The following is a 22,517-nucleotide window of genomic DNA, read 5'->3' as shown; positions in this document are numbered from 1 at the left end:
TACTCCCTAGTCATAATTGATGTGAACCTTGGTATGCGCCGGTGCACTGCGGTGAATCAGGCATTCCAGGGCCGAGCCCGGATTGACGCCAAAACGCTCCCCCCAATAGCTCGCACCAAAACGCCGCCCCAGCAGCAGCCGGCCACCGGTATTGAGGGTCCACATGAATTGCGCCTGCCAGGTGCCAAAATGCGCTTCGCCGAACCGGGCGCGGCCCATGCGCGGCGCCTTCAGTTCAGTGATGGTGGCGTTGGGGTAACCCTGGCTCTTGGCGATTTCCACGTAATAGGCAATGGCTTGGCTGCCCACCGCCAACAACCGTCGACGCACCGCCAGACGGCGATCGTCATACAACGGCGTGGCCCCGAGGCACGGATCCGGCAGGTTCATCACCCGCTCCCAGTCCGGTACCAGCTCACTCACGCCTGCCGGGTCCATCTCGTTGAGCAGGTCGGCGGCACGGGCGTCGAGGCGGGCCAGTTCCTGGGCGATGCCTTGCAGCACGTCGTCCAGTTCCGGCACGCGCTCCGGATCCCATGCCGGGCCGCTGGGCAGCAGGCTGCGCAGCTGGGCCTGGTACTGTTCGGCGGTTCTTATTCCTGCCATGTGCAACCTCCGAACGTCAGCAACTGGTTGCTGGCGGCGACGACATCGGCGACTGGCGCACTGAGTTTGTGGTCGGTTTCGCCGGTGGCGCTGCTGATGGCTTCAGCGATATGACTCCACAACAGGGTTTCGCCGAGGCCGGCTTCACGATTGTGCAAGTCGCGCAATTGGGCCTCGATGGCCGCCCGCACGGCGCTGGTGTCCGGCGTGATGCGCAGCCTGTAGTTGACCGGAACCTGCGTCGGCGCCAGCACGTGCAGCTCGGCGGTCACCGGGCGCAAGGGCTCGATGTAGGCCCGCACTTCTTCCAATTGCTCGGCGTTGGGGATCGGTTGCGGGTCGTCGTCCCGCATCACGAACAGGCCGACGGTGCCTGGCCCCAAGTAGCTACCCCGGCACCACGCACGGGTGATGCCGGGGCACTCCAGGGCCCAGGTTTCATAGTCCTGGGCCGAACCGCCGTGGGGAATCACGCGATAGGAACGGAGCACCCTGGCGCGCAGGGACTCAAGACTTTCCCTGGCAACACCGCCGGTCAGCCCCGGCGCCAGCACGGTGAAGCGATTATCGATGCCCAGAAGCGGCTGCACCGGTGTCAGCACCAGGCCGGCATCGGCATTACCCAGGCTACCGGCTTCCAGCGCCGCGACGGTGGCGGTGTTCAGGCCATTGCTGGTGGTGCGGGCGGTGGTCACTTTATAAGTGCGGCCATCGGTCGATTGCAGCAGCGTATCGACATCCAGCACGGCACCGGCCGTAGCGCTGAAGCTGACATTGCCGCTGGCCACTTGGGCCGCTTTGCGCGCCTGGTTCAGGCGCAGGGCAGCGATGCGTTCCAGGGTGGACTCATCGGCTTTGTCCGGCAGGATCTGCTCGGCGATCCAGTCCAGGTAGCCATACAGGCCGTAGGCGGCGCCACCAAGAGTGCGGGCCAGCACTTGGGCATCGGACTGGCGCAGCGAATCGCTGGCCAGGTCGCTTTGGGCGCGTTTGATCAGCACCGGCAGCGAAGGGGTTTCAAACGGCATAGGTCACCTGCCAACTGTTATCGGGGTTGATGTCCAGGCGCTCGCCGTCGGCCAGGGTCAGGACCGTGCGCAGGTTCAAGCGCTGGGCGTCGAGGCGTTCGCTGATGATGTCGATGGCGCTGCAGTGGCCGTCATCGATCAGCCATTGCAAGGCTTCGCGGGCATAGAATTCGGCGTCGAGCTGGGTCTGGCGGGTCAGCTTGACCCGGCGCAACAGCCACAGCCGCGAGCCGATGCGGTCGTCGGCAACGGTGGGAAAGGTGTCGCCCCACCAGCCGAAACGTTCGTCATCATCGACGGCATCGTCGTCAGCGGCGCGGCGCCAGGTGAACAGGCTGATCAGCACCGAGCGGGTCAGCGCGGCGTGCAGGTTCTGGCTGATGAACATCATTGACCTCCCGCCGGCGCACCGGTCTGGCCGCTGCCGGCCTGTACGCCGCCATGCACATGTTTGATCTGGCTGATGCCGCCGGCGATCTGGTCGCCTTGGGAGACGATCTTGCCGGTGTGGTTGATGACCGGGCTGTCGATGTTCACCGCGCTACTGGCGCGGATGTTCAGGGTTGCAGTCTCGATGTCGATGACACGACCGCGCTTGAAGTGGAGCTTGTCGCCTTCGTCGGTGTAGAGCGCCACTTCGCCGGGGGCCAGGGCCTGGAGACGGAAGCGGCGATCGGCGACCACCAGGACCACGGCATGGGAGCGATCGCCCCCCAGGAACGTGGCAATGCCCTCGGCACCGGCCAGCGGGTTGCTGGTGAAGCCGTAGGGTTCGAAGTGCTCCATATCGTCGTTCACTTCGCCGGCGGTGAGGCGCATTTGCAGCGACTGCAGCTTGGTGGCCGAATGGGCGAGCACGACAGTGCCGCGCGCCAGGAGGCGGGTCAGTAGGCTCATTGAGGTTTCCTTGAGAATCGGGGACTTGAACGCGGTGTTTGGATCAACATCTCTGTTGGCTGCACTGCCGCCATCGCGAGCAGGCTCCCTCCCACAAGGGATCTGTGGTGGGCGGACACTTTGGGGGCGCTCTCGAAACACTGTGGGAGCGAGCTTGCTCGCGATAGCGGCAGCACATCCGACATCCATGCAAGCTGACCCACCGCCATCGCGAGCAAGCTCGCTCCCACAGGGGATCTGTGGTGGGCCGGGGCTCAGGGTTTTGGCGGCACCGGGTTGGCGTCGAAGGTATGCGGCGGCGCGACTTGCAGGGTGGTGACGGAGCCTTGTGCCGAGAGCAAGTACGTCACTTTGGAAATCAACATGTCACCGTCGAACCCCAGCACCGGGTCGATCACCCGTACCAAAGTGTTGTGCCGCCACAAGTCGCCATTGGCCTGGCGCCAGCCTTGCACACGGTAGGTGGTGGTCAGGGCCTTGCCGGCGCGGATGGCGCTTTCCCAATCGGCCCGTTGCTGGGCCAGTTCGAAGGTCAATTGCGCGCTCTCGCTGATCACCGTCACCCGCTTGCGCTTGAAGCCCAGATCGGTGGCGGTGCCAGAGACTTCGCTCACCGCCGCCCCGCTCTGTTGATCGTTGCCCTTGTGCTGGCCGATGACCCGGTATTCGGAGAACACCTGGCTGTAGTCCATCGGTGCGTTGCCCGACAGAATGTTCTTGCCCAGCTCCAATACATCACTGGCCCGCCCACCGCTGCCGGGTTTGGCCAGCAACACACGTCCTTGTGCGTCGTCGGTGGAGAACACTCGGAACAATGTCAGCAAACGGTCGATGGATTGAAAGACCGTTTCCCCCGGCACGATGCTGTGTTCGCTCAACCGCGCGGTTTCAGGGATCTCGCTGACGACCCCCACGCCGTATTGCGATGCCAGGGCCTGGACGATGCTCAGCAGCGTTTGCCCGCGCCATTGAGTCGGGCGGTTGATCGCGGCGCAGTCCACCAGGTCCTGGGTCTTGGAGCCACCTTCGATGCTCAGGCTGATCTGTCGACCGTCATAGCTGACCGGTGCCTTGAACACATAACCGCTGAGGACCAGATCGGCACCAATGCGCACCTGGCATTCATCGCCCGGACGTATCGGCACGGCTTGGGTCTGCCCCGGCCATTGCCAAGTGATGTCGAGTTTGAAGGTGCGAAACTGGCGCTCCAGGTCCGCACTGATTTCCACGCTTTTCCAGCCGCCGTAATCCAACCCGCCGACAGTAAGCGAGACAGCGTTGTCGAGCTCGTTCATGGCTTACTCCCCCGAGACTTTCAGGTCATTGGGCGGCAGGAAACCAGGATGGGCGACGCCGTTACGCTGGGTCACCTCCGTCACCCGGGTGGCATCGGCGAATTGCTGATACGCCACCACCAGCGCCGGCAGGCTTTGCTTGAACGACAGGTTGATCAGCCTGACACCCGAAGACGCCACCGCCGTCAGGTGCGCAGCCATTTGCTGGCGCAGGTTGTTCATCGCCTGGTAGTGCTCCGGATCAGCCTTGAGGGAGGCCTGCCAGATGACATCGTTGAGGGCATCGCGCAGGGCCAGCACATCGTCGGCCACCGGCACGTCCCGGCGCTGGACCGGTTGCACGGCCTGTTGCGCCACCGACGGCGTGGCGCCCAACTTGACCGCAGGCGCTGCTACCGGCATCGCCGCAATCCATTGCGCGGCCTGCACCAACAGCGTGTCCTGCACCAGGTCGGCCACGGCCTGGGCCGCCGCCGTGGTGTCCTTGCCCGTCGTGAGTTTGGGCGCGTCGGCCTTGCCAATGGCCTCCACCTGTTGCGACACGCTGGCAATCACGCCGCGATAGCCGTCACGGGCGAAGTCCTTCAGTTCCCGAATATCGCCCAGCAACCCCTTGAACTCGGCCACCACCTCCTTGGGCAACGCTTTCACCGCCTTGACCAGATCGCTGAGTTGCCGATAGGTCTCGATCAACGGCTTGAGCTCCTGCTCGATCACGCCGTAGATCTCCTTGAGGCTGTTGCGCAGGTCAGCGATGCCGATCCGTGCGGCCTTGATCAAGGTCATGGCGTCTTCGAAGCGCCGCACCGCCGAACCGAGGAAGCTGTCGGCCGAGACCAGCAGCAGTTTCTGGCTGTTGATCGTCGCCGAAGGGAATTGCAGCGGCTGGTCGGGGTAGAACTTCAGGGCGAACGTCACCAACCCGCCGTCCTGACGGGTCTGGGTCATGTCGCACTCGCCGACCTTGACCTGCAGGCGCCCCAGCCACGGGTGCACCAGTTCACCGCTGCCCTGCTCCAAGGCCTTGAGCAGCTTATCGCGCTGCTCCAGGCAATCGGGGCCGACGATGAACGCCGTCAGCTCATGAATCTTCGCCTGCTGGCCGAGCCCCTCGAAAAACGGCTGGTCACGCTGGGGATATTCATGCAGCTGGCCTTTGTGGCCGACCGGGGTTTTCGCCTGGTCGACCCAGAACCCGACGCCACGAAACGACGCCGGCAACAAACGATCACGCCAGCTCATTGGAGCCTCCTGTGGACAGTGAGCGATAGCCGATGCGCGAACTCACCGCCAGGGCCGGTTGATTGGTCTGGGGCGGATCGGCGCGCAACCCGGCCGGCGCATTTTCGAAGCGCACGGTCAGGCCGCCTTCGAGTTGCGTGCGGTTATTGGCGGCGCTTTGTTGCACCAGGGCGCTGGAGGTTTGTGGCAACGTACCCGGCGCCAGCGAGGTCTTCGCCGGAACGTTGGCGGAGGCTGGCGCCAGGCTGGACGACAGGCCCGGAGGCTGTTCGCTGGCCGCGCCAAAAAACGCCGGCGCCAGCTCACCTTTGCCTTCGGCGTTGGTGGCGCGCTGCGCCTCGGTCAAACCCTCGACCTTAGCGGTGAACGAGGTGATCATCTCGCCGAAGCCGCCGTTGAAAAATGCCTTGATCGGCGCGATCACCGCCTGCAACTCGTTCCACCACTGGCTGAACCACTCGCCCACCGGCCCCCACTGCTTGACGAGACCCTCGATGGGTGACCAGTCGAACAGGCCGCTGAACACCGCCAGCATGATTGACACCTGGTTGCGCACGCCCTCCCAGATCCCGGCGAAGACTTCACCGATCGTGCCCCAGTTGGCCATGATCAGCCCCAACGGCGTCCAGTCGAACAGGCCTTTCAAGGCGTCCAGCACCGGCACGGTCAAGGCCCTGAGCAGGTCCCAGATCGCCGCGAACAACCCGGTCAGGGGCGCCCAATTGGCAACGATCAAGCCTAGGGGTGACCAGGCGAACAGCGTCTGCATGAAACCGATGACCGGCGCTGCCGCCGCCACGATCACATTCCAGAGGGCGCCAAAAAAGCTGCTGATCGGCCCCCAGTTGCTGATCACCTGCCCCATCGGGGTAAAGGCGAACATCGTCTTGAAGAACTCGACCATCGGCAGGACGATCGGCGCAAGCCTCTGCCAGAGTCCGGCGAAGAACGCTGAAATCGGCGTCCAGTGGGCGATGATCATCCCTGCCGCCAAGGCGATGCCCATGGCAATCAAACCGATGGGGTTCATCTTCAAGGCCAGGTTCACCACTTCGAACGCCTGGCTCGCGCCGCTGACCGCCATCTGAATCGCGTTGAACGCCACGACACCATTCGCCAGGCCCTGTACCAGTTGCGGGTTGTCCTGCAGCACCTGGGCCACGCCGCTGACCATGGGCTGCAAACTCACCGCCACCGCGTTGACCGCAGGTCCCAAGGCCGAGCCGAACTGCACCGACACGTTACTGATGGAAGTCTTCAATCCATCCAGGTTCTGTGCCGCCATACGGGGCGCTTCAGGGGCCTGGACGGCGCTGGCCGCCGCGCTCGCGGCGCCCGCCTCGTCCTTGAAGGCCAGCGCCGACTTGAGCCCGTCCATAAAGGGCTGGGCCAGGCCGCCGCTGGGCAGCAGACCGGAAATATCCAGGCTGCCCAGGCCCGTGGCGTCGAGGTTCTGCTTGAAACTCGCGACCTTCGCACGAAGGCCGGCGAGCTTGGGTGACAGCTCGTCGATGCCTGTCAGCAGCACCGCCTTTCTCTCTACCTTTTGTGTGTCTGCCATCACTGCACCTGCTGCATCGCATTGATCCGTTGCGCGTGCTCCAAGGATTCGCGGAGCACATCCAGTGGCCTGGCCATCATCTGTTCGGGGTCAACCTTCCAGAACCAGGCCAGGTCATAGGCGGCGGCGATCAGGTCGCCGATGGCTGCGACGCCGCACTCATGAAAAAACTCGCGACGGCCCAGCTCAGGGCGTTGAGGTCAGCCAGGTCCAACTGGTTGACCGACGACGGCGGGATACCGGCGCACACCGCGATGTATTTGGCCGCGACGTCCATGTCCAGGCTCACCTCCTCGCTCTTGTCGATCTTGTAGGGCAGCGCCTTGATCGCCCGGACCTCTTGCACCGTCGGACGGCGCAGGGTCAGTTCGCTCAGGGGCTCGCCGTGGGCCTCGATGGCCACGCGCAGCGTCACGACATCAGTCATTGCCAGGTCCCCTTGATGCCTTCGAATTTCAGCTCGATGGTGGCGTCGTCGCCCTTCGACACCGGCTCTTCCACCAGGTAGGCGCCAGCCAGCACGTAGACCTTGCCGTTGTTGAATTCGCAAGTGACGGTCATATCAGTGCCGGCGACCAGCTGCTTGAGCGGGAAGTCCGCGGTGTGCAGGGCCGTCACCTTGAAGGACGGGGCGATGTCGGTTTCCTTGTAGAAACCCGGTACGACGGTTTCGCGTTTGGTGAACATCAGTGGCGCTTCGCAGCCGCCATTGATGGTCAGTTGAGCGCCGTCCACTTTGACGTAGCAGGTGCCCGCAATCAGTTGACCCATGGTGTTTCTCCCTTCAAATAAAAAGCCCACGCAAGGTGGGCTGAATGCATGCGACTGAGTGCTACCGTCAGGCGGCGGCGTCGTATTGCAGGCGGAATTGGTTGAGCAGCGCGAACACCCGCAGGCCGTTGATGTAGTCCGGTGGGAACAGCACATTGACCCGGCTCGGGTCCTGGCTGTCACGCTCGACAACCAGGTGTTCGGCGAACAGCTCGGCGTTTTCCACGTGGCCTTCCAGTTCGAGCTTGGCGTATTGCGCGATCAGTTCGCCGCGGATGGTGCTCGGGGTCACGATAGGCTGGCCGGCGCCGAAACGGGTGCCGTCGGAGGCCAGTTTGTGGCGACCGTACTTGCTGGTGATCACGCTTTGCAGGCGGCGGACGATGAACGCCGACTGGTGCATGGTTTCGCTGTCCAGGTAGGAGTTGTCAGCCTGGCCGAAGGCATTCTTCTGATACGTGGTGATGGAACGCTGGATGCGTACGTAGCCACCTTCGTAATACGCCGTGGCGATGCCGTAGTTGAGCAGCGACTGGCGCTCGGTCAGGGTGAAACGCTCGCTGGCCGGTGCCGGGTCCAAGCCTGGCAGGCTGCCGCTCTGGGTCGGACGGCTGGCGTCGGCGGAGATGAACACCGCCGTGCGAGCCGCCAAGGCCGCGGCCTGGAGCCAGAACGGTTGCGGTACGCCCAGCTCCAGGGCCTGGAGGGTCATGTGCTGGTCGTTGCGCGCCTGTCCGGCGGCGACCAGGGTACCAATGGTGCCGCGCTTGGCGCTGTAGACATGGCCGAACAACTGCTTGGCCCAGGACCAGCGGCCGGTGTTGTCGTCCATGACCGCTTGCCAGGTGTTGAGGCTCGCCACGTCGGACCAAGGCATGGCGATGAATTCGAAAGGCTCGTCGCCCAGGGCCGCGACGGCAGCGGTCTGGTCCGGCACGCCGGCGCCACCGGTCATCGCGGTGATGGCGGTGGTCAGTCCCGCCGGGGTGTCTTCGCCATTGCTCTTGCCCAGGCGATTGAACTGCAGGCTGATGTCGTTGCCACTGTCGCCGGTCCATTTGGCGCTGAGGGTCAAGACGCCTTCGGCGGCCGCAGCGGTCACCGGCAGGTCGGCGGCGGCGTTGATTTTCAAGGCCAGCGCAGTGGCGGCCTGGGCCGCCGTGGCGCCGTTGACGATGGCGGCCTGGACGCGCACACCGCCGACGTACAGGTTGAGCACACCGCTTTCAGTCGCGGTGCCGGTGAAGGTCAGCACGCCCTTGGCGATGGCGCCTTCGACGTTGTGCAGCGGCAGGCACCAGATTTCGCCGAGCGGGTCGGTCTTGCGCCAGGTTTCGTACATCGAGGCAAGCATCGAGCCTTGCCCGCCGATGTTCTTGGCCAGGGCGACGCTGGACACCAGCACCAGTTTGCCGACAGCGGCCGGGGCGACATTGTCGTTGACCTGGGCGACGATCAACCGGCGCATGGCCGATGACGCGCTATTGGCGGCCGAGTTGTCCATTTCGGCGTAGAACAGCGGAACACGAATGTCCGCGGGAATGTTACTGAATCCGATCGCCATTATTTGGCTCCCTGTGGTTTGGCCGCTTTCACGGCTTTGGTAGTGATATCGCCATCGGCCAGACGTCGACGCCACCAGGCGTTGTCCGGCACTTCACGGCCCTCGAGGGGCAACAGATCGCCCGCTTCCGGGTCCGGTACGGCACGGCCCGGGGCCGGCAGCACGGTGATGCGTTTGCTCATGGGGTTACGTCTCCAGAGAAAGTCAGTTCCACGCGCCCGTCGGGGCCGGGACGTTTCAGGTTGGGGTCCGCCGGGTCGATGGCATCGACCCGCACGGTGGCCCCGGTAAAGGACGACAAGCCGTCCAGTTCACGCTCGTGCCAGCTTTCGGCAGGCTGGCTCGCCAGATTGCGGCCCAGCTGGAACTCGGCGAAAAAGCGCAGCCGGTACGACACCCGGCTGCTGTTGGTGGAAACCAGTTCGCTGCCGTCATATTCGACGCCGGTGTACTCAGCGCCCGGCTTGAACCCCACCAGCGCACGCCACAGTTCGGCCCGCAGGTCGTGCAACAGATCCAGCGCTTTTGTCGCGTCAGTGGCGTCGAGCACCAGCACGGCATCGAAGCGATCACGCACCGCTTGCAGCGTGACGTTCTGAGCTGCGTTCTTGCTGGCGATGTCGGCGGTGGGCAATACATAGGCGCAGGGGGTTTGCAGCGGGGTCTCGGCTTGCAGCGTGGCGAGGTCAAAACCTGCGGCCACACGCTGGGCAAGCGTCGGACATTGCTCACGCAATTGCGTGAGGATCGGTGTGATCTTCATGGGGAGACTCCAGTATCTGAAGGTGCGAGCCTCCCCTGTGGGAGCGGGCTTGCTCGCGAAAGCGGTGGGGCAGGCAGCATTGATGTCGGATGTGCTGTCGTCTTCGCGAGCAAGCTCGCTCCCACAGGGGGACTCGGTTGGGCGCAGGGGGTATGTGCAACGCTGAACAAAACTGTGGGAGCTAGCTCGCGATGGCGGCGTGTCAGTCAGTGCAAATGTTGAATGTCGGGGCGCTATCGCGAGCAAGCTCGCTCCCACAGGGGGATCAGGCCTTGGCATCCAGGCAGGTTGCATCAATCAAGCAGCGATAGCTTTTTTCCCGGTCGCCACTGGCGGTGACCTTGTCGATCGACCAGCGACCGCGCATGAAATCCGGCCAGGAGGGATCCAGCAGGACGATGCCCTCGGCAGACAGCCCCGGGTTACCCGGGCACTCGATCGTCACCTTGAGCGCTTCGCGCAGCATCCGACGTACCTCGCCTTCACCGGCGGCGCGGGCATCGTCGGCGCTCTGGAAGCGCTGGCGCAGGGTCTTGAACGGCGCGATGCCGCTCTCCTCGACCTGCAGCTTGCCCGCTGCCGCATCCCACCAACGGGTCTTGCAGCCTTGGTACTTGGCCCGGGCGCCTTCATCCAGCTTGGCCGAAATGAAGGCGTGGTCGCCCGGGCGGTTGTTGGTCGTCACCGACAGTTTCATGTCGGGCAAAACTTTGCCCGACAACGACTTCGCCTGGCCGCGCCGGGCCAGCACATACAGTTCGTTGACCGGCTTGGCGACGGCGTCATACCGGTGGGCCAGACGCGTGAGGAAACCCATGTCGGTCTCATTGCACTGGTCGATGTGCTCGATCTTGATCAGCGACAGGTCCGGCGCCACTCGCGGGGAAAACCCGTGCCTGGAGGTCAACTGACGAAACAGCGCCCCCAGGGTCGTCGGGCCATGGCTGACGGATCGGCGTTGCTTGAACCCGGTCTGGTCCGCCGCGCTGAACGGCGCTGCCATGGCCACCAGCACGAGTTGCAGGGGAAACAGGAGCGGCGTGCGCCGGGTGATGACGAACTCGCCTTTGTCCACCAGACCCGACTCCAGATAGCCGACCCGCAGGCCAATCTTGCCGCCCAGGCTGGGCAACCCTTCGAGCCCGTCCAGGCTGATGGTGAGGGTCAATTGATCGGACTCGATACCCGCCGCGTCGACATGCACCCACTTGAGCAGGCGTTCGTTGAGCAGCGCGGCGTTCGCACCATAAATTTCCACCGCAGGCGTGAAACCCAATGACATGTCGCCTCCTTAATCCCAGGCCGAAACCGGTGGGGTTGCCACGGGCTTGAGGTCCACTTCCGGCAAGACAACCCATACGCCCGCCGGCAATACCGGGCCCCATTCAGCCAACCCCGGATTGAGCAACCAGAGCGCCTCCTCGACGATATCGTCACAACGCTCCAGCTCGCGGTACAGCAGCAGATTCACCGAATCACCGGCGATACTTCGAACCCTACGCATTGGCGAACTCCATCAATTCAACCACCCAGCCGACCACCATCGCCGTGCCGTCATCGATGATTTCGGTCTGGGTTTCCGTGACCTTGTTGATCTGCCACAGGCCCCAGTTGCGGCCGATGCCATCGACCAACGGCAGGGGGATGCGCTGCGCCTGCAATGCGCGCAGCTCATCGAGACGATCCATGGCGGTCGCGTACATCGACTTGCCCGTGATCGTCAGCCCTTGCAGCCCCTGGCCGATCTGGCTGGACTTGGGTTTGCTGGTGAGAATGTCGATGCTTTTCCAGCCACCCTCCGACGTGTGTACCAGCTGGTGGTACGCAAACTTTCTCGACAGCCCAAAGATGAAACTGCCGAGTGCCATTTGTTGACGCATCACGTACCTCCGTCGGTCAGGGCGGCATCACTGCGCATGGCCAGTGAGCTGGGCATGGTCGTCAAGCCGAATTGGCCCGAGAGCTGCTGCACGACCAGGTTGGCCAACTGACTGGCACTGGCCTGGTCTTGGCCGTTGATGTAGATGTTCGCGGTCATGGTGTTCTGCTGTGTGGTTGTCTGGGTGCTGGCCAGGTCTTTGCTGACCTGGTCTGGAGCAGCGAGCCTGTCGGCGGGGGCGACGAGTTTTTCCCCCAGGGACGCGCCTGCATCACTCCCCAACCAGCCGCCCAGCAGTCCGCCAACCAGCCCCCCAATGGCAGTGCCGATCACCGGAACGACACTGCCCAAAGCGGCACCGGCCGCAGACCCCGCAGCCGCGCCTGCCCAGCCGCCACCCGCGGCTCCCAGGCCTGCGCCCATCATCCGTTTGTCGCCGGTCAGCACACCCTCGGCCACATCAGCGACGGCACCGACCACTTTCAATGGGCCGGGCGCCTTGCGCGTCATCGAGCGTAATGAGGCCGTTGGCCCGAGTGAAAAACGCCCTGCGGTCCCCCGCGAGCCTCGCGTACTGACGCGTATCTTCGGCCCTCTCGTGGATTCGGGACGCTGGCTGGCATTGCTTGTATCCAGCTTGTCCCCAGGAAGATTTTTCCTGAAGTCCTCGGAGATCACCTCGCCCAGTCGGCCGGGAAGGTGCGGAGCGGCCCTACCCAACACCCGCTTGGCTACCTGATTGGACATCTCATCCGCTACGGCTTTGAGCAGCGCCCCCACCAGCGGTTTGATCGCCGCCCCCAGCAGCACGATGGCCGCGGTGGCTTTAGGGGAGGACTCAGCCAACTCACTCATGCCATCGGTCAACGAACCCAGCCACTGAAACGAGCTATCCGTCACAGGCATCAGGGCGTTTCCCGTGGCCATCGACAAACGCTCGTTGCGGGCGTTGAGGATGTTCAACTGGCCTTGCCGAGTGTTCGACAGCGCCAACGCGTCCTGCCGCACCGAGCCGTCGTTGCCCAATTGCGACGTGGCGTATTGGCCTGGGTCTTTCACCTGCAAGAAGGCGGCGTTCACATCGGGCAGCTTCTGCGCCATGCGCAGCACCGCCTCGTCGCCATTGCCGAATAGCGTGGCGGCAAGGGTCGAGCGCTTTTCGGCCGGTTGCGCGTTCAAGGCCGCCAGCACCGTCATCACCGTGCCAGGCGCCGTGTCCTTGTCACGCAAACCGCTCGCCACCGCCTTGGGCTCCAGGCCCAGCTGTTTCCAGGCCGTTTGCTCGGTGGCGGAGGTCTGGTCAGCCTTGCCCAGGGCCGTCGTGAAACCATCCAGCGCCACGCCGGCTTCAGCTTGTTGGGTACCGGTATTGAGCAACGCCGCCGTCAACGCTGCGGCTTGTGCAGGGGCCAGGCCTGCCGTCGTCGCCGCCGCACCGTCACGCTGCAAGACCGCACCAATCTCAGCCGGTTTCGCACCATTGGGTAGCTTGCCCAACTGGTTGGCGGCATCCGCCAGGTCAAAGGCTTCGGCGCCGTTGAGCTTCATGGAGATGCGCCAGTCGGCCAGCATTTCGGCGGCCTTCATGGCCGGCATCTCGAACGCCGTCGCAGTGACGCCAGCATCCGAGGCAAAACGTGACAGCGCCAACTGTCGGTCAGAGGCATCGAGCACATCGCTACCGATGCCCTTCCCCGCCGCCAGGCTTTGCATCCTCACCACTTCAACCGCCGTGGTGCCCCTGGCCGCCACCAACGGTGCGGTGGCGATCTGCTGGGTTGACTCAGCCACCTGTTGAATCTGGCGCGGCCCGAATTGGGTGGCCTTTTTCAGATCGGCCATGGCCGAATCCATCGCGATTGCGGGCTTGAGCAGCGCCGGTGGTTCGATACCGCCACTCGGCTTGCCCTTTGGCTCACTGGCCGACTCGCCCTTGGCGTCGGCGCCCATCGTTTGGGAGAACAATCGTTGCGCCGACAGCTTCACGGTCAGCGACTCGATTGCCGTGGTCAGCAGGCCGAGCTTGAGCCCGAGTGTTTCCAGCGCCAGATCGAGGCTCGCCAGTTGGTCCCTGGCGAACGCGCCTTGCGCCGACACGCCACTGGTGAGGCTGGTATTACCGAACGCCAACCCACTCTCGTTGAAGGCTGCGTATTTGAGCGAATATCTATCGTCCGCCATCCCGCTCTACTCCTGTTTCACGCCAAGGCGAGCGATCGCGATGTCGTAGCGGCGCAAGGCCTTGCCGGCGTCCCACTCCAGGATTTCCGCCTCACTTACCGAGTAAATGAGCGGCACCACATCGAGGATCACTTCGATGTCGCGCTCCGAAAGAAGTCCGCCGGTTTGTTTAAAAAATCGTCGATGCGCACCTGCAACTGGGTCCAGTCGGGCACGGTCAGCCGATCGAGATCGGGAATCATCAGGCCAGTGCAATGGGCGGTGATGAACTCCGCGCGTTCCTTGGCCGTCTTCAGTTTCTTCATCGCCTTGGTGGCCCGCAGCACCGGCATTTCCAGGGTCAGCGAAGTCATGCTGCGGCCCGCGACGTCGAGCGGTTGCAGCAGCTGTACCTGGTCAGGGTCGGCGGGTGCGCCGGCCACCTGTTCCAGGAAGTGGGACGTCGGACGGGTGGACATTTCATGCACGTACTGCGCAATGCTCACGTAGTCCGGGCGCTTGAGCTGGTCGAGTTCCTTGACCGACAGCCCGGTGGCCAGTTTGGCCAACTCGAAAAACTGATCGTCTTCGTCATCGCCGGCGCGGGCCAGGGCGTCTTTTTGCGCGGCGTAGTACAGCGGCTTGAGGGGGAGTTGCTCGATCTGTGTTTCGTCATCACCGGCGATCGGCGACAGCAAGACGTGAACGGGAGGCGTCCAGGACATGGAATCGGTTCCTTGATAAATCAGAGGACAACCTGTGGGAGTGAGCTTGCTCGCGATGACGTCGGATCAGTCAGCATCGATGTTGGCTGACACACCGCTATCGCGAGCAAGCTCGCTCCCACAGGGATTGGGTTCAACTGACGGGCGTTCGTTTACGGCAACAACACCGCACGGCGAGCATCGCCGAGGATGTCGACGCCGTTGAGCACGAACTTCTGGGTGCGCACGTCGATGTCGATCACCGGGACGCCGTTTTCCAGGCGGTTGTAGGTGCGGCAGGACAGATCAAGGATGGTCTTGGGCTTCTCGTTCATTTTCAGCGTCGTTTCCTCAAGGGACTTCAACTTGCCGCCCACCGTGTGGTAGGTGAACCAGGTGTTGCCGTCCTGATCCTGGCCGGCTTCACGCACATTCAGCAGAATGTCGTCGCCCACACTCACGCCCAGCGCCAGCATGACTTCCGGACCGAGGCCTTGCAGCGTCAGCTTGGCCGTCAGCGCTTTGCCGGCCTTGGCCATCTCCTCGCCAATGAAACGGCCGCCACGCATCTCTTCCATCTCGAATTCGATCTTCGGCGGGGTGAACTCTTCCACGGTCGCCGACAACGGCAGGCCCTGCAGGGTGGCCGCGATGGCCTGTCTTACGCGGTTGGTAAACATTAGAGAACGTCCTCCAGGAACTGCTCGATGATTTCATCGCGGGCATTGAGTTGATAAATCATGTGTTCGTTCGGCGCGTAGCGGCCGTAGTCGATGACCACGTACCAGGTGCCGTTCTTGTACTTCTCGACGCTGTTCAATTCCGGGTGCAGGTACACGCTGCCGCCCGGGATGGTTTCGTCGGCGACCAGGGTTTGCAGCCAGTCGTTGATGCGCTTGACTTCCTGGTCCATGAACGACTTGGTCAGGTTCTTCGCCATGGCTTTCTGGCCGGCTTTCACCAGCTTGCGGCTGATGGCATCTTCCAGGCCGACGTAGCTGATGAACTTGCCGGTGATGGAACGGTTGCCCAGCAGCGAGAAGCCGCCGAGGATGGTCCGGGCGTAGTAGCTGACGCCGTAGCGGTTGAGCAGATCGCCTTCGGTGGAGGTGTCGAGGATGTTGTATTCGACGGTGCGGGAAACGTCTTCGGCGTAGGTGACCTGGTTGCCCGGGCTCTCCCATTGCTTGACCTTGGCGAGGGCGGCGATGGCCAGGCTCGACGGGGCCAGGAAGACGTTTTTCTTCGCGGCCTTGGAATACACCGCCGGCATGTTGTGCACCACCAGGCAACGGTCGAAACCAAGGTCCGCGCCGCCCAGTTCCTGGCTGTAGGTCACCTGGTCGGCGACCGCGACGTCCTTGCCATCGAGCACCACACGGGCCTTGATGCGCTTGCCGAACGAGGCGAACTCGCTGGCGACGGCCTTGGTGCCGGTGAAGCCTGGCGCGCCGATGATGGTCAGGTCTTCAGCGACCCCACTCAACGCGGCCAAGCCCAACTTGCGCCCGGTCTGCGCCTCGATACCGCCGATCACGTTGTTCTGCGTGTCGGCCAGCGTGGCGCCCTCTTCGACAATGACCACGTACACCGGCACCTTGACCACTTTGAGGATCTGGTAGACGGCGTGGAACAACGTCCCCGCTTCGGCACCGGTCGGGTCCAACTGGGCCTGAGTGGTGAAGCTGTTGATACGGAACGGGGTGTTTTTCGGAATCAGCGGGTTGGCATTCGGCGCGGTGCCGACCAGCCCGATGACGTTGTCACCCAGGCCACCCATGGCCTCGGGAGATTCAGTGGCATTGACGGTAATGCCGTTGTGCTCGAAGTTCAAAACCTCAGCCATGGTTATTCAGCCTTCTTGGTGGCGGCCTTTTTGGCCGGGGTGGATGCAGAGACCGGTTCACCAGCCTCGGTTTTTTTCAGCTCCAGGCGACCGGCGCTGCGCAAGGCATTGGCCTCGACGTCGAGCAGGTCGAGTTCCTGGCCGGCGGTCGACCAGTGACCACCGCCGATGGGGAATGGGAGGAGCACGGTGTAGGTTTGGCGTGGTGCCATTTAGGTTTCTCCAGATATGAAAAAGCCCCTTGAGGAAGGGGCTGTCGGATGTTGTCAGTTGTTTTGGCGGAAAAGAAAACGCCCCGTAGTTACGGGGCGGTTACTGGGATTGCTCGGCTAGCCAAGACGGTGCGAGCGGACGATGCTCCTTCAGCGGGAACTCCCCGGCCTCAGGCCAATTACGTAGAATCCGGCGATACGCTTGCAGCTCAGCGTATTGCTCAACCGAAAGCGTGGTTTCGGTCCCATCTTCCAGCTCATCTCGATGACGCGTTACCATCCCATCAGTAAGTGAAAGCTGCCTATTCCGCCATGCACGCTCAACGAGCGATAGCTCTGCTAGCGTCGGCAATGACGGGTCTTGCAATTGTGGAAAACCATCAGGCCCCCTGCCGATGATCTTCCCCCCTGTCGCGGCTCAAAGAGCGCCGCATGATCCTCATCAGATATCTCAATGCCCCCGTTATCAATTAGCTCGAAGGCAAATCGACCGTCTTCTTCAATCCATTTTGCGTACATAGTCGCCTCAGTAGCCGATGGCTAGCCAGTTGTAACCACCCACAGTGACAGCAGAGTTATTGCCAGCCACATTAGTGATGTAGCCCGTAAAACCTGTACGGGTCGGTATCCCGGATTGACAAACGGATGGATTCGTCGCGGAAGTAGCCCCGGAATAGATCGCCCCTACGTACATACAGGCTGTAGGGAATGCGACAGGAAACGTTACCGGCACTGTTCCTGTCGCGACATCCGTTGAAGCGTGTCCGATTTTGAATATCCAGCCGCTTGGTAATACCTGATTGGCGGTATTTCCAAAAATTGCGGCAAATGCATTGGAGAACTTCAACGCAGCGGTACCGCCGACCAATCGCCACTCGCCGGTTAGTCTGGTCAATATCGCAAAATCACCCTGTCCCAAAACAAGTGCTATTGCGCTTCCGCTCGAATTAGTAATCTGCTCGCCATTCGAAGCCAGCAGCGTGACAGCACCTGCCCCGCCACTCAGAACCATGATCATGGCTCCTGGCCCTACTGGCGCGGTGGGCGGCAAAGTAACGTTGATCGCCGTCGACGCTGACGCAGTAACGATGCCGCCAGCGCTTGAATTCCCCAGAACGGTGTTGGCGCTGACCGAGGTGAGGCTCGACCACTCGACCCCCATTCTCTTCACAAACTCAGTAGTTGCCAGCAACTTACTGCTATCGAATTGCGCCGGGGTGTCACCAAACACCTTGGAAAACTGCAACTGTGCAGATCCTTCCGCCCACCAGGCAGTCACACCATTACTGCTCAACACCAAGGTGGTACCCGGCTGCAATGCAATACTGTTGGGCTGATTGAAGTTCCCGGCGTTGATTAGATCAGCCCCCACACAGGCCACGGTGACAATGCCGCCGCCAATGTTCCGGAAGTGGATCGAACCACCCGATGGTAGGGCGTTGGCCGTCGGCAAGGTAAGCGTGAACGTCCCGATCACCGAAACTAGAGTGCCGACCGCTGCTGCTGTCAATGTGGTGGCCGACGTCAAGCTGGTAAAGCCGCGATAGTTACCGCTGGCACGCATAACGTATTCAGTCGTCGCGATCGACTTCGTGTTGTCGAATAGCGGCGGCGTATTTGCCGTCGGATTAACCAGCACCGGCGAATTGAGCGGCGCAAATCCTTGAGTGATGTTCTGAAACGTCAACGCCGTAGTGCCCAGTACAATCGTACCGTCGGTAATCAACTGCCAGATCGTGTTGGCAAGCGTCGCGCCCTCCTCCACCGAGACAATCAACCCCGAAGTCACGTCGACGCTCGCATCGGCATCCTTTGCCCGAACCCAAGCGCCGTTCGCAACCACGTAGATACCGTTGTCTTTCGCCAAGGTCTGGGACTTGACCAGGACCCGATTCCCAGCGATCACCGCAACACCATCGATGGCTTGCGCGCCACTCAAGGCAATGTTGGCCGTTGTCGCCACCCGCACCGACTGCTTCCTGTCGAGTTTGGCGAGTTCGTCGGCCACATAGCCGGCCACCCAGGCCCGCGTCGCCTTGACCACCGTGTCGTCGATCAGCAACGTCACCAGCTCGGCATTGCTGGTCTCGAAAATCGACCGAATGTAGAACTCTTTGCCCGAACCAGACGTCGCCAACACCGGTTTGAACGACTCTGGATATTTGACGATCGCATAGAGGATGCCGGTATCGGTCCAGAGCCCGGCCTCACGCACATACCAGCCGCCCACATCGGACGGGATGGTGACCTCGGCCAGCAGCCAGCTCGGGTTGGCTTCATCCTGGAACAGCGCATTGAGCGGCCCACGCCAGACTTCGCGCTTGAGTGCCGTCGCCGTTGCGGCCGGGTTGTATTCCGCGCCGCCGCCGTCACCAACGGAAATCTGCGACAGCTTGATCGGTGTGCCCGCCGCCTTGCAGGCGGTTTCGTAGGCGATCCCCGCATCGGTGAGCAGGGTGTAGTAGTCGGCCATTTAGGACCCCTGTGGATAAATAGTGGAGGTTTCGACGCTGTAGAGCCCGGCGGCCATGAAGGCCTGGCCCGAGGCTTCAAGCCCTTCGATGACAACCGGATAAACCGTGGTCAGTTCGCCGCACAGCGTCGCGGCGCCGATGACATGCCTGCCGAAGGCCCTCAAACCGACAGACACCGTCAAGGTGTCGCGCTCGCTCTTGGCATCGGCCAGGCGACGGTCGAGACGGGCATCGATAGCTTCGCTGTAGGGCTGCTCGGTAAACGCCCTGACGGAAAAACTGTAGGGCGGACCCGGTGGCGTTTGCTCATACCAGGCGCGTACTTCAGGCATCAATTGCAAACCCTTGGCGGCATTTTCCAGCGCCTTTCGCGTCCCGGCCTGCCGGGCGGTGGGCCAGGCGAGTTCAACGGTCAGGCGCTTTTCAACTGCGGGCGCCGCGGAACTCCATTCACTGACGCCGCGGTCTGCTGCGAGATATGGCAGGAACGCCAAGGGCGTGGCCGCCGGGTTCATCAGCTCGGGAAACGGCGGATCGATGCGTTCGAGCAGCCGGGCGAAACCGAGATCCAGCGCCCGTTCCAGTGGCGAACTGTTGATCGGCAGCAGGCTCAGGCGTGGTGTGTCGTCACTCATAACGTGTCCACCTCGACCTCGACGCCTGTGCAATACGGGGCTTGAAAAGCCGTCGTCACGATCGGCTGGAGCGGTTCGAGAATCTGGATCTGAACCGCGCCGGCACTGTGCAGCGTGTAGTCGATCCAGCTCGGGTCCACTCGACCTTCCAATCGATGACACGCCTCGGCGTATTCCCGCAATTGCTGTTCGGCGGCAACCTGGGTCAAGCCCGAATCCGGGCCGGCATTGATCTTCGCCACGACGCGGATTTTGTAGGGTTTGATCTGCGCGCCCTGGACAATAACGAGGTCCGTTTCCGGTCGCACATCAGGCCGAGCGAAATGCTGGCGAACACCGTCGAGCAGCGTTTCGGATGGCGTCCCATCACCCTCACGGGACAACACCGTGACCGTGACCTGGCCCGGCGCCGTCCGGCGTGCGTTACCGTCCTTGACCTGCGCCGCACGACCGTCCGGGTCGAAGGTGTAGGTGACTGTCACCACACCGGCCGAGGCGCTTTCCACCTTCACGACGGGCCGCTCCCCCAAGGTAAAAATCTCCCGCCGATACTGCATGCGCGAGCCGGCTGCCGGGGCGTGGGGCGCCAGGTAATAACGCAACCGAGCGTCATCGTCGCTCTCGTAGACCGGGGGGATGGGCGGGAAGGCCGCCGGGTCGCCCGGGTCTAGCAACTGCCGCTCCAAGCCCATGTCCGCAAGGCGGGCATCGAGGTTGGTTCCGGTGGCCCACCACGCCAGCATCTGCTTGATGCGAGCGTTGTATTTGCGTTCGTGGGTTTGCAGCCGGACACAGAACGCCTCCAGGGCCAGGGTCAGCAGTTCGCTTTCGTTTTCGAGGCTGTCCACCAGCTTCGCCGCGCTGGCGGGAGAGCGTGCGGCGACGTACTCGACCACGAAGGTCTTGAACTCCGCGAGAAGGTCTTCGAATGCTTCGACGGTGACAATGGCCGGTTCGGCCAATTGGTTCTGGCCGGGTATCAACATGCTCATGTCACCACCTCGAAAGTCTGTTTACGGTTTTTCCAGGTGCCAGCGAAACGCAGCAGCAATCCGGCACCCTGCCGGCTGGCGACAATGACCTGCGGCTCGAAATCATCGATGCCGTTGTCCGGGTTGTAGAACGCTTGGGCCGCGTGGCTCTGGGCGAGGATCAGCAGGTCGTCGCCGAGGTTCTGCCCCAGCAACTGCGTGAGTGCACAGCCATACAACGGACGCTTCTGGCGAGTGCCCAACGGCGTGGTCAATGCACGGGTGGCGCGCTGCACGAACTGCAGCCAGTCGTCGACCGTGGCGCCGGTATTTCGATCGATTCCAATCATGAGGAAATCTCTTATGCGGTACTGATGACGCGCCCCTGGTGATCCACCACCGGGCCGCTCAGGTGCACACCGGAAGCGTCGAGCCGAATGCCGACGGCGCCGACTTGCAATTCGATGGCCTCGGCTGTCATCGCCAACCGCGACGGGCCGATGCTCAGTTGGAGGGCTTCACGGGAACCGCTGAACGCCGCCGGGCCGTTTTGCCAGTGCAGGACATGGCTGGCGTGGTCGTAGCCGTTTTCCGTACCGTCCTGATAGAGACGACGCGTCAGCGAGGCCTGGGTCGAGACGGGCGGGAACTGACCGCCGTTGAGGCCGAACAACGCCACCGCCTGCCCGCCGCTCTCGCCGCCGCCATGGTTCAGCAACAGGCATTGCTCGCCCACGGACGGAATCCGCGACTCGCTCTGGGCGCCGGCGCTCGGGTTGAAAAAGCGGATCGCCGGTGTCAGCAACCCACCATGGCTGACCTTGCAGGTGTTGCTGGCCGCATCGACTTCCTGGCAAACGCCGATGCGGCAGAAACTCTCCGCACGTCGATGCAGGTCTTCCAGCTCGGTTTCCATCTGTGCCAGACGCTCGATGATCGGCCCCAGATGCATCCGTAACAGCCCATCGAACATGGCTCAGCCCTCGAGTGCGGTGTATTGATCCGGGTCGTCGATGTTCGACACTTCCCAGGTACGGGCAAATTTCGGAATGCCCAACGGGTCCTCCAGCAGCGTCGGGCCGAGGTACAGGGTTTGGTTGAAGGAAAGGGTCCAGGCGCTGTACACCCGCGCTTCGTGGATGAACGTGGATGCGAGGCCATCGATCTCCGTGGGCAGATCGCATTGATCACCCGACAGGCCCCAGCGGTTATCCACGACCAGGTGTTTCAATTCACCGGCCAAATCGCAGGCCTCCCAGCCTGGAACGGCCATGACCACTTGCAGGGAAACCGTCAGGACATGGGCGATACGCCCGTCATTGGCGCGGTTGCCTGACGCATCGCGTTCAATGGCAATCAGCACCCAGGGTTGGTCGTCGGTGCCATCGAACTCCTGAGGGCTACCGACTTTCAAGGTGGGATAAGTGCTGCGCAGCGTCTGGGCAATGGCGGCGAACAGCTGCGACGGTTTTTCGATAAGGGCAGGCATTGATCGCCTCCTTTTGTATGGATCAGCTCTGTCGATTCACTGCTGGTCGGGCGGCAGGTCCCGCGGTGGCACTTCGCATACGCCGATCCGCTTGGCGACCCAGCGCTCGTAAAGACCGATCGCCACATCGGCACCGGCCATGGCGGTCAGGCAACCCAGGGCGCAAGCACTCCAGATCGACATACCGAGGGCATACAACAGCATGGTTGCCGAAACCCCGCAGACCACGCAGGCACCGGAGCGCAGCACCACGCGGCGCAGCAACGGCCAGCCACGGGCGCCCTCCTTGTCAGCGCGCCACATCTCGCCGGACACCCCGCCCACCAGGGCGAGCACGATGACCAGCCAGATCGGCATGTCCAGCAACGCTTGTTGCTCGTTTGTCATGTCTCGTTTCCTGGGGAGTAAGGGTTTGAAGTT

General features: G+C 62.7%; 29 protein-coding genes. All 29 read right to left on the bottom strand.

What is annotated here, in order from left to right; translation table 11 throughout:
- Positions 1-6: 6 nt before the first annotated feature.
- The 29 genes from ACZ5M5_RS06340 to ACZ5M5_RS06200 all read right to left on the bottom strand — a co-directional run bounded on the left by ACZ5M5_RS06340 (position 7) and on the right by ACZ5M5_RS06200 (position 22,484).
- Positions 7-606: a YmfQ family protein gene (locus ACZ5M5_RS06340; RefSeq protein ID WP_060738955.1), complete on the bottom strand. Its 600-nt coding sequence runs from the start codon at positions 604-606 to the stop codon at positions 7-9.
- Entirely contained in the window at positions 594-1,634 is a 1,041-nt protein-coding gene (locus ACZ5M5_RS06335) for a baseplate J/gp47 family protein (RefSeq protein WP_464738782.1), read from the bottom strand. The genes ACZ5M5_RS06340 and ACZ5M5_RS06335 overlap by 13 nt, the downstream gene beginning before the upstream one ends.
- Positions 1,624-2,022 carry a phage GP46 family protein gene (locus tag ACZ5M5_RS06330; protein ID WP_072387841.1) on the bottom strand — a complete coding sequence of 133 codons (399 nt, stop codon included), beginning with the start codon at positions 2,020-2,022 and terminating at the stop codon, positions 1,624-1,626. Before ACZ5M5_RS06330 ends, ACZ5M5_RS06335 begins: the two co-directional genes overlap by 11 nt.
- The gene (locus tag ACZ5M5_RS06325) at positions 2,022-2,531 is read right to left on the bottom strand and encodes a phage baseplate assembly protein V (RefSeq protein ID WP_060738958.1); all 510 of its coding nucleotides are present in this window, start codon (positions 2,529-2,531) and stop codon (positions 2,022-2,024) included. The genes ACZ5M5_RS06330 and ACZ5M5_RS06325 overlap by 1 nt, the downstream gene beginning before the upstream one ends.
- Before the next feature lie 254 nt (positions 2,532-2,785).
- Complete coding sequence (locus tag ACZ5M5_RS06320) at positions 2,786-3,826, bottom strand: phage baseplate assembly protein (RefSeq protein WP_464738781.1); 1,041 nt, start codon at positions 3,824-3,826, stop codon at positions 2,786-2,788.
- Between the two features lie 3 nt (positions 3,827-3,829).
- Positions 3,830-5,068, bottom strand: coding sequence for a DNA circularization protein (locus ACZ5M5_RS06315; RefSeq protein ID WP_060738960.1), 1,239 nt, complete (start codon positions 5,066-5,068; stop codon positions 3,830-3,832).
- A complete protein-coding gene (locus ACZ5M5_RS06310; RefSeq protein WP_464738780.1) occupies positions 5,055-6,629 on the bottom strand; it encodes a phage tail protein in 1,575 nt (524 codons plus the stop codon). The genes ACZ5M5_RS06315 and ACZ5M5_RS06310 overlap by 14 nt, the downstream gene beginning before the upstream one ends.
- A gap of 130 nt (positions 6,630-6,759) precedes the next feature.
- Entirely contained in the window at positions 6,760-7,056 is a 297-nt protein-coding gene (locus ACZ5M5_RS06305) for a phage tail assembly protein (RefSeq protein WP_045155211.1), read from the bottom strand.
- Entirely contained in the window at positions 7,053-7,400 is a 348-nt protein-coding gene (locus ACZ5M5_RS06300; RefSeq protein WP_003198314.1) for a phage tail tube protein, read from the bottom strand. Before ACZ5M5_RS06300 ends, ACZ5M5_RS06305 begins: the two co-directional genes overlap by 4 nt.
- Before the next feature lie 67 nt (positions 7,401-7,467).
- The gene (locus tag ACZ5M5_RS06295) at positions 7,468-8,964 is read right to left on the bottom strand and encodes a phage tail sheath subtilisin-like domain-containing protein (RefSeq protein ID WP_464738779.1); all 1,497 of its coding nucleotides are present in this window, start codon (positions 8,962-8,964) and stop codon (positions 7,468-7,470) included.
- Positions 8,964-9,146, bottom strand: a complete 183-nt coding sequence (locus ACZ5M5_RS06290) for a DUF2635 domain-containing protein (protein ID WP_003198311.1) — start codon at positions 9,144-9,146, stop codon at positions 8,964-8,966. Before ACZ5M5_RS06290 ends, ACZ5M5_RS06295 begins: the two co-directional genes overlap by 1 nt.
- On the bottom strand, positions 9,143-9,727 hold the full coding sequence (locus ACZ5M5_RS06285; RefSeq protein WP_060738963.1) for a phage tail terminator protein: 585 nt from the start codon (positions 9,725-9,727) through the stop codon (positions 9,143-9,145). The genes ACZ5M5_RS06290 and ACZ5M5_RS06285 overlap by 4 nt, the downstream gene beginning before the upstream one ends.
- Before the next feature lie 265 nt (positions 9,728-9,992).
- Entirely contained in the window at positions 9,993-11,009 is a 1,017-nt protein-coding gene (locus ACZ5M5_RS06280; protein ID WP_060738964.1) for a contractile injection system protein, VgrG/Pvc8 family, read from the bottom strand.
- 9 nt (positions 11,010-11,018) lie between these two features.
- Positions 11,019-11,231, bottom strand: coding sequence for a tail protein X (locus tag ACZ5M5_RS06275; RefSeq protein ID WP_058542798.1), 213 nt, complete (start codon positions 11,229-11,231; stop codon positions 11,019-11,021).
- On the bottom strand, positions 11,224-11,607 hold the full coding sequence (locus tag ACZ5M5_RS06270) for a phage tail protein (RefSeq protein ID WP_060738965.1): 384 nt from the start codon (positions 11,605-11,607) through the stop codon (positions 11,224-11,226). The genes ACZ5M5_RS06275 and ACZ5M5_RS06270 overlap by 8 nt, the downstream gene beginning before the upstream one ends.
- Complete coding sequence (locus tag ACZ5M5_RS06265; RefSeq protein WP_464738778.1) at positions 11,607-13,787, bottom strand: phage tail tape measure protein; 2,181 nt, start codon at positions 13,785-13,787, stop codon at positions 11,607-11,609. Before ACZ5M5_RS06265 ends, ACZ5M5_RS06270 begins: the two co-directional genes overlap by 1 nt.
- A 6-nt stretch (positions 13,788-13,793) precedes the next feature.
- Complete coding sequence (locus tag ACZ5M5_RS06260) at positions 13,794-13,919, bottom strand: hypothetical protein (RefSeq protein ID WP_256573040.1); 126 nt, start codon at positions 13,917-13,919, stop codon at positions 13,794-13,796.
- On the bottom strand, positions 13,916-14,491 hold the full coding sequence (locus tag ACZ5M5_RS06255; protein ID WP_464738777.1) for a phage tail assembly protein: 576 nt from the start codon (positions 14,489-14,491) through the stop codon (positions 13,916-13,918). The genes ACZ5M5_RS06260 and ACZ5M5_RS06255 overlap by 4 nt, the downstream gene beginning before the upstream one ends.
- Before the next feature lie 152 nt (positions 14,492-14,643).
- Positions 14,644-15,150, bottom strand: a complete 507-nt coding sequence (locus ACZ5M5_RS06250) for a phage major tail tube protein (RefSeq protein ID WP_060738968.1) — start codon at positions 15,148-15,150, stop codon at positions 14,644-14,646.
- Complete coding sequence (locus ACZ5M5_RS06245) at positions 15,150-16,316, bottom strand: phage tail sheath protein (protein ID WP_060738969.1); 1,167 nt, start codon at positions 16,314-16,316, stop codon at positions 15,150-15,152. Before ACZ5M5_RS06245 ends, ACZ5M5_RS06250 begins: the two co-directional genes overlap by 1 nt.
- Positions 16,317-16,318: 2 nt before the next feature.
- Positions 16,319-16,528 (bottom strand): hypothetical protein, encoded by a 210-nt coding sequence (locus ACZ5M5_RS06240; RefSeq protein WP_060738970.1) that lies wholly within the window; start codon positions 16,526-16,528, stop codon positions 16,319-16,321.
- Positions 16,529-16,628: 100 nt separating this feature from the next.
- Entirely contained in the window at positions 16,629-16,808 is a 180-nt protein-coding gene (locus tag ACZ5M5_RS06235) for a hypothetical protein (protein ID WP_464739330.1), read from the bottom strand.
- Between the two features lie 246 nt (positions 16,809-17,054).
- The gene (locus ACZ5M5_RS06230; protein ID WP_464738776.1) at positions 17,055-19,001 is read right to left on the bottom strand and encodes a phage tail protein; all 1,947 of its coding nucleotides are present in this window, start codon (positions 18,999-19,001) and stop codon (positions 17,055-17,057) included.
- A complete protein-coding gene (locus tag ACZ5M5_RS06225; RefSeq protein WP_464738775.1) occupies positions 19,002-19,637 on the bottom strand; it encodes a phage tail protein I in 636 nt (211 codons plus the stop codon).
- Positions 19,634-20,629 (bottom strand): baseplate J/gp47 family protein, encoded by a 996-nt coding sequence (locus tag ACZ5M5_RS06220; RefSeq protein ID WP_464738774.1) that lies wholly within the window; start codon positions 20,627-20,629, stop codon positions 19,634-19,636. The genes ACZ5M5_RS06225 and ACZ5M5_RS06220 overlap by 4 nt, the downstream gene beginning before the upstream one ends.
- Positions 20,626-20,958, bottom strand: a complete 333-nt coding sequence (locus ACZ5M5_RS06215) for a hypothetical protein (protein WP_018607976.1) — start codon at positions 20,956-20,958, stop codon at positions 20,626-20,628. The genes ACZ5M5_RS06220 and ACZ5M5_RS06215 overlap by 4 nt, the downstream gene beginning before the upstream one ends.
- Before the next feature lie 11 nt (positions 20,959-20,969).
- Positions 20,970-21,581, bottom strand: a complete 612-nt coding sequence (locus ACZ5M5_RS06210; RefSeq protein WP_060738975.1) for a phage baseplate assembly protein V — start codon at positions 21,579-21,581, stop codon at positions 20,970-20,972.
- Between the two features lie 3 nt (positions 21,582-21,584).
- Positions 21,585-22,097 (bottom strand): hypothetical protein, encoded by a 513-nt coding sequence (locus ACZ5M5_RS06205; RefSeq protein WP_464738773.1) that lies wholly within the window; start codon positions 22,095-22,097, stop codon positions 21,585-21,587.
- Between the two features lie 36 nt (positions 22,098-22,133).
- On the bottom strand, positions 22,134-22,484 hold the full coding sequence (locus tag ACZ5M5_RS06200; RefSeq protein ID WP_060738977.1) for a phage holin family protein: 351 nt from the start codon (positions 22,482-22,484) through the stop codon (positions 22,134-22,136).
- Positions 22,485-22,517 lie beyond the last annotated feature (33 nt).

The organism is Pseudomonas sp. Van50 (genome assembly GCF_055390755.1).
The sequence above is the reverse complement of the archived record's forward strand: the minus strand, read 5'-3'. Positions and strand labels throughout refer to the sequence as shown.

What these genes read in the sequence shown, in the direction of transcription:
- ACZ5M5_RS06275 (WP_058542798.1), bottom strand. Translation starts at nt 11,231, where the DNA reads ATGCGTAGGGTTCGAAGTATCGCCGGTGATTCGGTGAATCTGCTGCTG.
- ACZ5M5_RS06330 (WP_072387841.1), bottom strand. Translation starts at nt 2,022, where the DNA reads ATGTTCATCAGCCAGAACCTGCACGCCGCGCTGACCCGCTCGGTGCTG.
- ACZ5M5_RS06265 (WP_464738778.1), bottom strand. Translation starts at nt 13,787, where the DNA reads ATGGCGGACGATAGATATTCGCTCAAATACGCAGCCTTCAACGAGAGT.
- ACZ5M5_RS06240 (WP_060738970.1), bottom strand. Translation starts at nt 16,528, where the DNA reads ATGGCACCACGCCAAACCTACACCGTGCTCCTCCCATTCCCCATCGGC.
- ACZ5M5_RS06210 (WP_060738975.1), bottom strand. Translation starts at nt 21,581, where the DNA reads ATGTTCGATGGGCTGTTACGGATGCATCTGGGGCCGATCATCGAGCGT.
- ACZ5M5_RS06290 (WP_003198311.1), bottom strand. Translation starts at nt 9,146, where the DNA reads ATGAGCAAACGCATCACCGTGCTGCCGGCCCCGGGCCGTGCCGTACCG.
- ACZ5M5_RS06250 (WP_060738968.1), bottom strand. Translation starts at nt 15,150, where the DNA reads ATGTTTACCAACCGCGTAAGACAGGCCATCGCGGCCACCCTGCAGGGC.
- ACZ5M5_RS06295 (WP_464738779.1), bottom strand. Translation starts at nt 8,964, where the DNA reads ATGGCGATCGGATTCAGTAACATTCCCGCGGACATTCGTGTTCCGCTG.
- ACZ5M5_RS06205 (WP_464738773.1), bottom strand. Translation starts at nt 22,097, where the DNA reads ATGCCTGCCCTTATCGAAAAACCGTCGCAGCTGTTCGCCGCCATTGCC.
- ACZ5M5_RS06235 (WP_464739330.1), bottom strand. Translation starts at nt 16,808, where the DNA reads ATGGTAACGCGTCATCGAGATGAGCTGGAAGATGGGACCGAAACCACG.
- ACZ5M5_RS06335 (WP_464738782.1), bottom strand. Translation starts at nt 1,634, where the DNA reads ATGCCGTTTGAAACCCCTTCGCTGCCGGTGCTGATCAAACGCGCCCAA.
- ACZ5M5_RS06315 (WP_060738960.1), bottom strand. Translation starts at nt 5,068, where the DNA reads ATGAGCTGGCGTGATCGTTTGTTGCCGGCGTCGTTTCGTGGCGTCGGG.
- ACZ5M5_RS06310 (WP_464738780.1), bottom strand. Translation starts at nt 6,629, where the DNA reads ATGGCAGACACACAAAAGGTAGAGAGAAAGGCGGTGCTGCTGACAGGC.
- ACZ5M5_RS06220 (WP_464738774.1), bottom strand. Translation starts at nt 20,629, where the DNA reads ATGAGCATGTTGATACCCGGCCAGAACCAATTGGCCGAACCGGCCATT.
- ACZ5M5_RS06340 (WP_060738955.1), bottom strand. Translation starts at nt 606, where the DNA reads ATGGCAGGAATAAGAACCGCCGAACAGTACCAGGCCCAGCTGCGCAGC.
- ACZ5M5_RS06255 (WP_464738777.1), bottom strand. Translation starts at nt 14,491, where the DNA reads ATGTCCTGGACGCCTCCCGTTCACGTCTTGCTGTCGCCGATCGCCGGT.
- ACZ5M5_RS06270 (WP_060738965.1), bottom strand. Translation starts at nt 11,607, where the DNA reads ATGCGTCAACAAATGGCACTCGGCAGTTTCATCTTTGGGCTGTCGAGA.
- ACZ5M5_RS06245 (WP_060738969.1), bottom strand. Translation starts at nt 16,316, where the DNA reads ATGGCTGAGGTTTTGAACTTCGAGCACAACGGCATTACCGTCAATGCC.
- ACZ5M5_RS06230 (WP_464738776.1), bottom strand. Translation starts at nt 19,001, where the DNA reads ATGGCCGACTACTACACCCTGCTCACCGATGCGGGGATCGCCTACGAA.
- ACZ5M5_RS06300 (WP_003198314.1), bottom strand. Translation starts at nt 7,400, where the DNA reads ATGGGTCAACTGATTGCGGGCACCTGCTACGTCAAAGTGGACGGCGCT.
- ACZ5M5_RS06225 (WP_464738775.1), bottom strand. Translation starts at nt 19,637, where the DNA reads ATGAGTGACGACACACCACGCCTGAGCCTGCTGCCGATCAACAGTTCG.
- ACZ5M5_RS06305 (WP_045155211.1), bottom strand. Translation starts at nt 7,056, where the DNA reads ATGACTGATGTCGTGACGCTGCGCGTGGCCATCGAGGCCCACGGCGAG.
- ACZ5M5_RS06215 (WP_018607976.1), bottom strand. Translation starts at nt 20,958, where the DNA reads ATGATTGGAATCGATCGAAATACCGGCGCCACGGTCGACGACTGGCTG.
- ACZ5M5_RS06320 (WP_464738781.1), bottom strand. Translation starts at nt 3,826, where the DNA reads ATGAACGAGCTCGACAACGCTGTCTCGCTTACTGTCGGCGGGTTGGAT.
- ACZ5M5_RS06280 (WP_060738964.1), bottom strand. Translation starts at nt 11,009, where the DNA reads ATGTCATTGGGTTTCACGCCTGCGGTGGAAATTTATGGTGCGAACGCC.
- ACZ5M5_RS06285 (WP_060738963.1), bottom strand. Translation starts at nt 9,727, where the DNA reads ATGAAGATCACACCGATCCTCACGCAATTGCGTGAGCAATGTCCGACG.
- ACZ5M5_RS06325 (WP_060738958.1), bottom strand. Translation starts at nt 2,531, where the DNA reads ATGAGCCTACTGACCCGCCTCCTGGCGCGCGGCACTGTCGTGCTCGCC.
- ACZ5M5_RS06200 (WP_060738977.1), bottom strand. Translation starts at nt 22,484, where the DNA reads ATGACAAACGAGCAACAAGCGTTGCTGGACATGCCGATCTGGCTGGTC.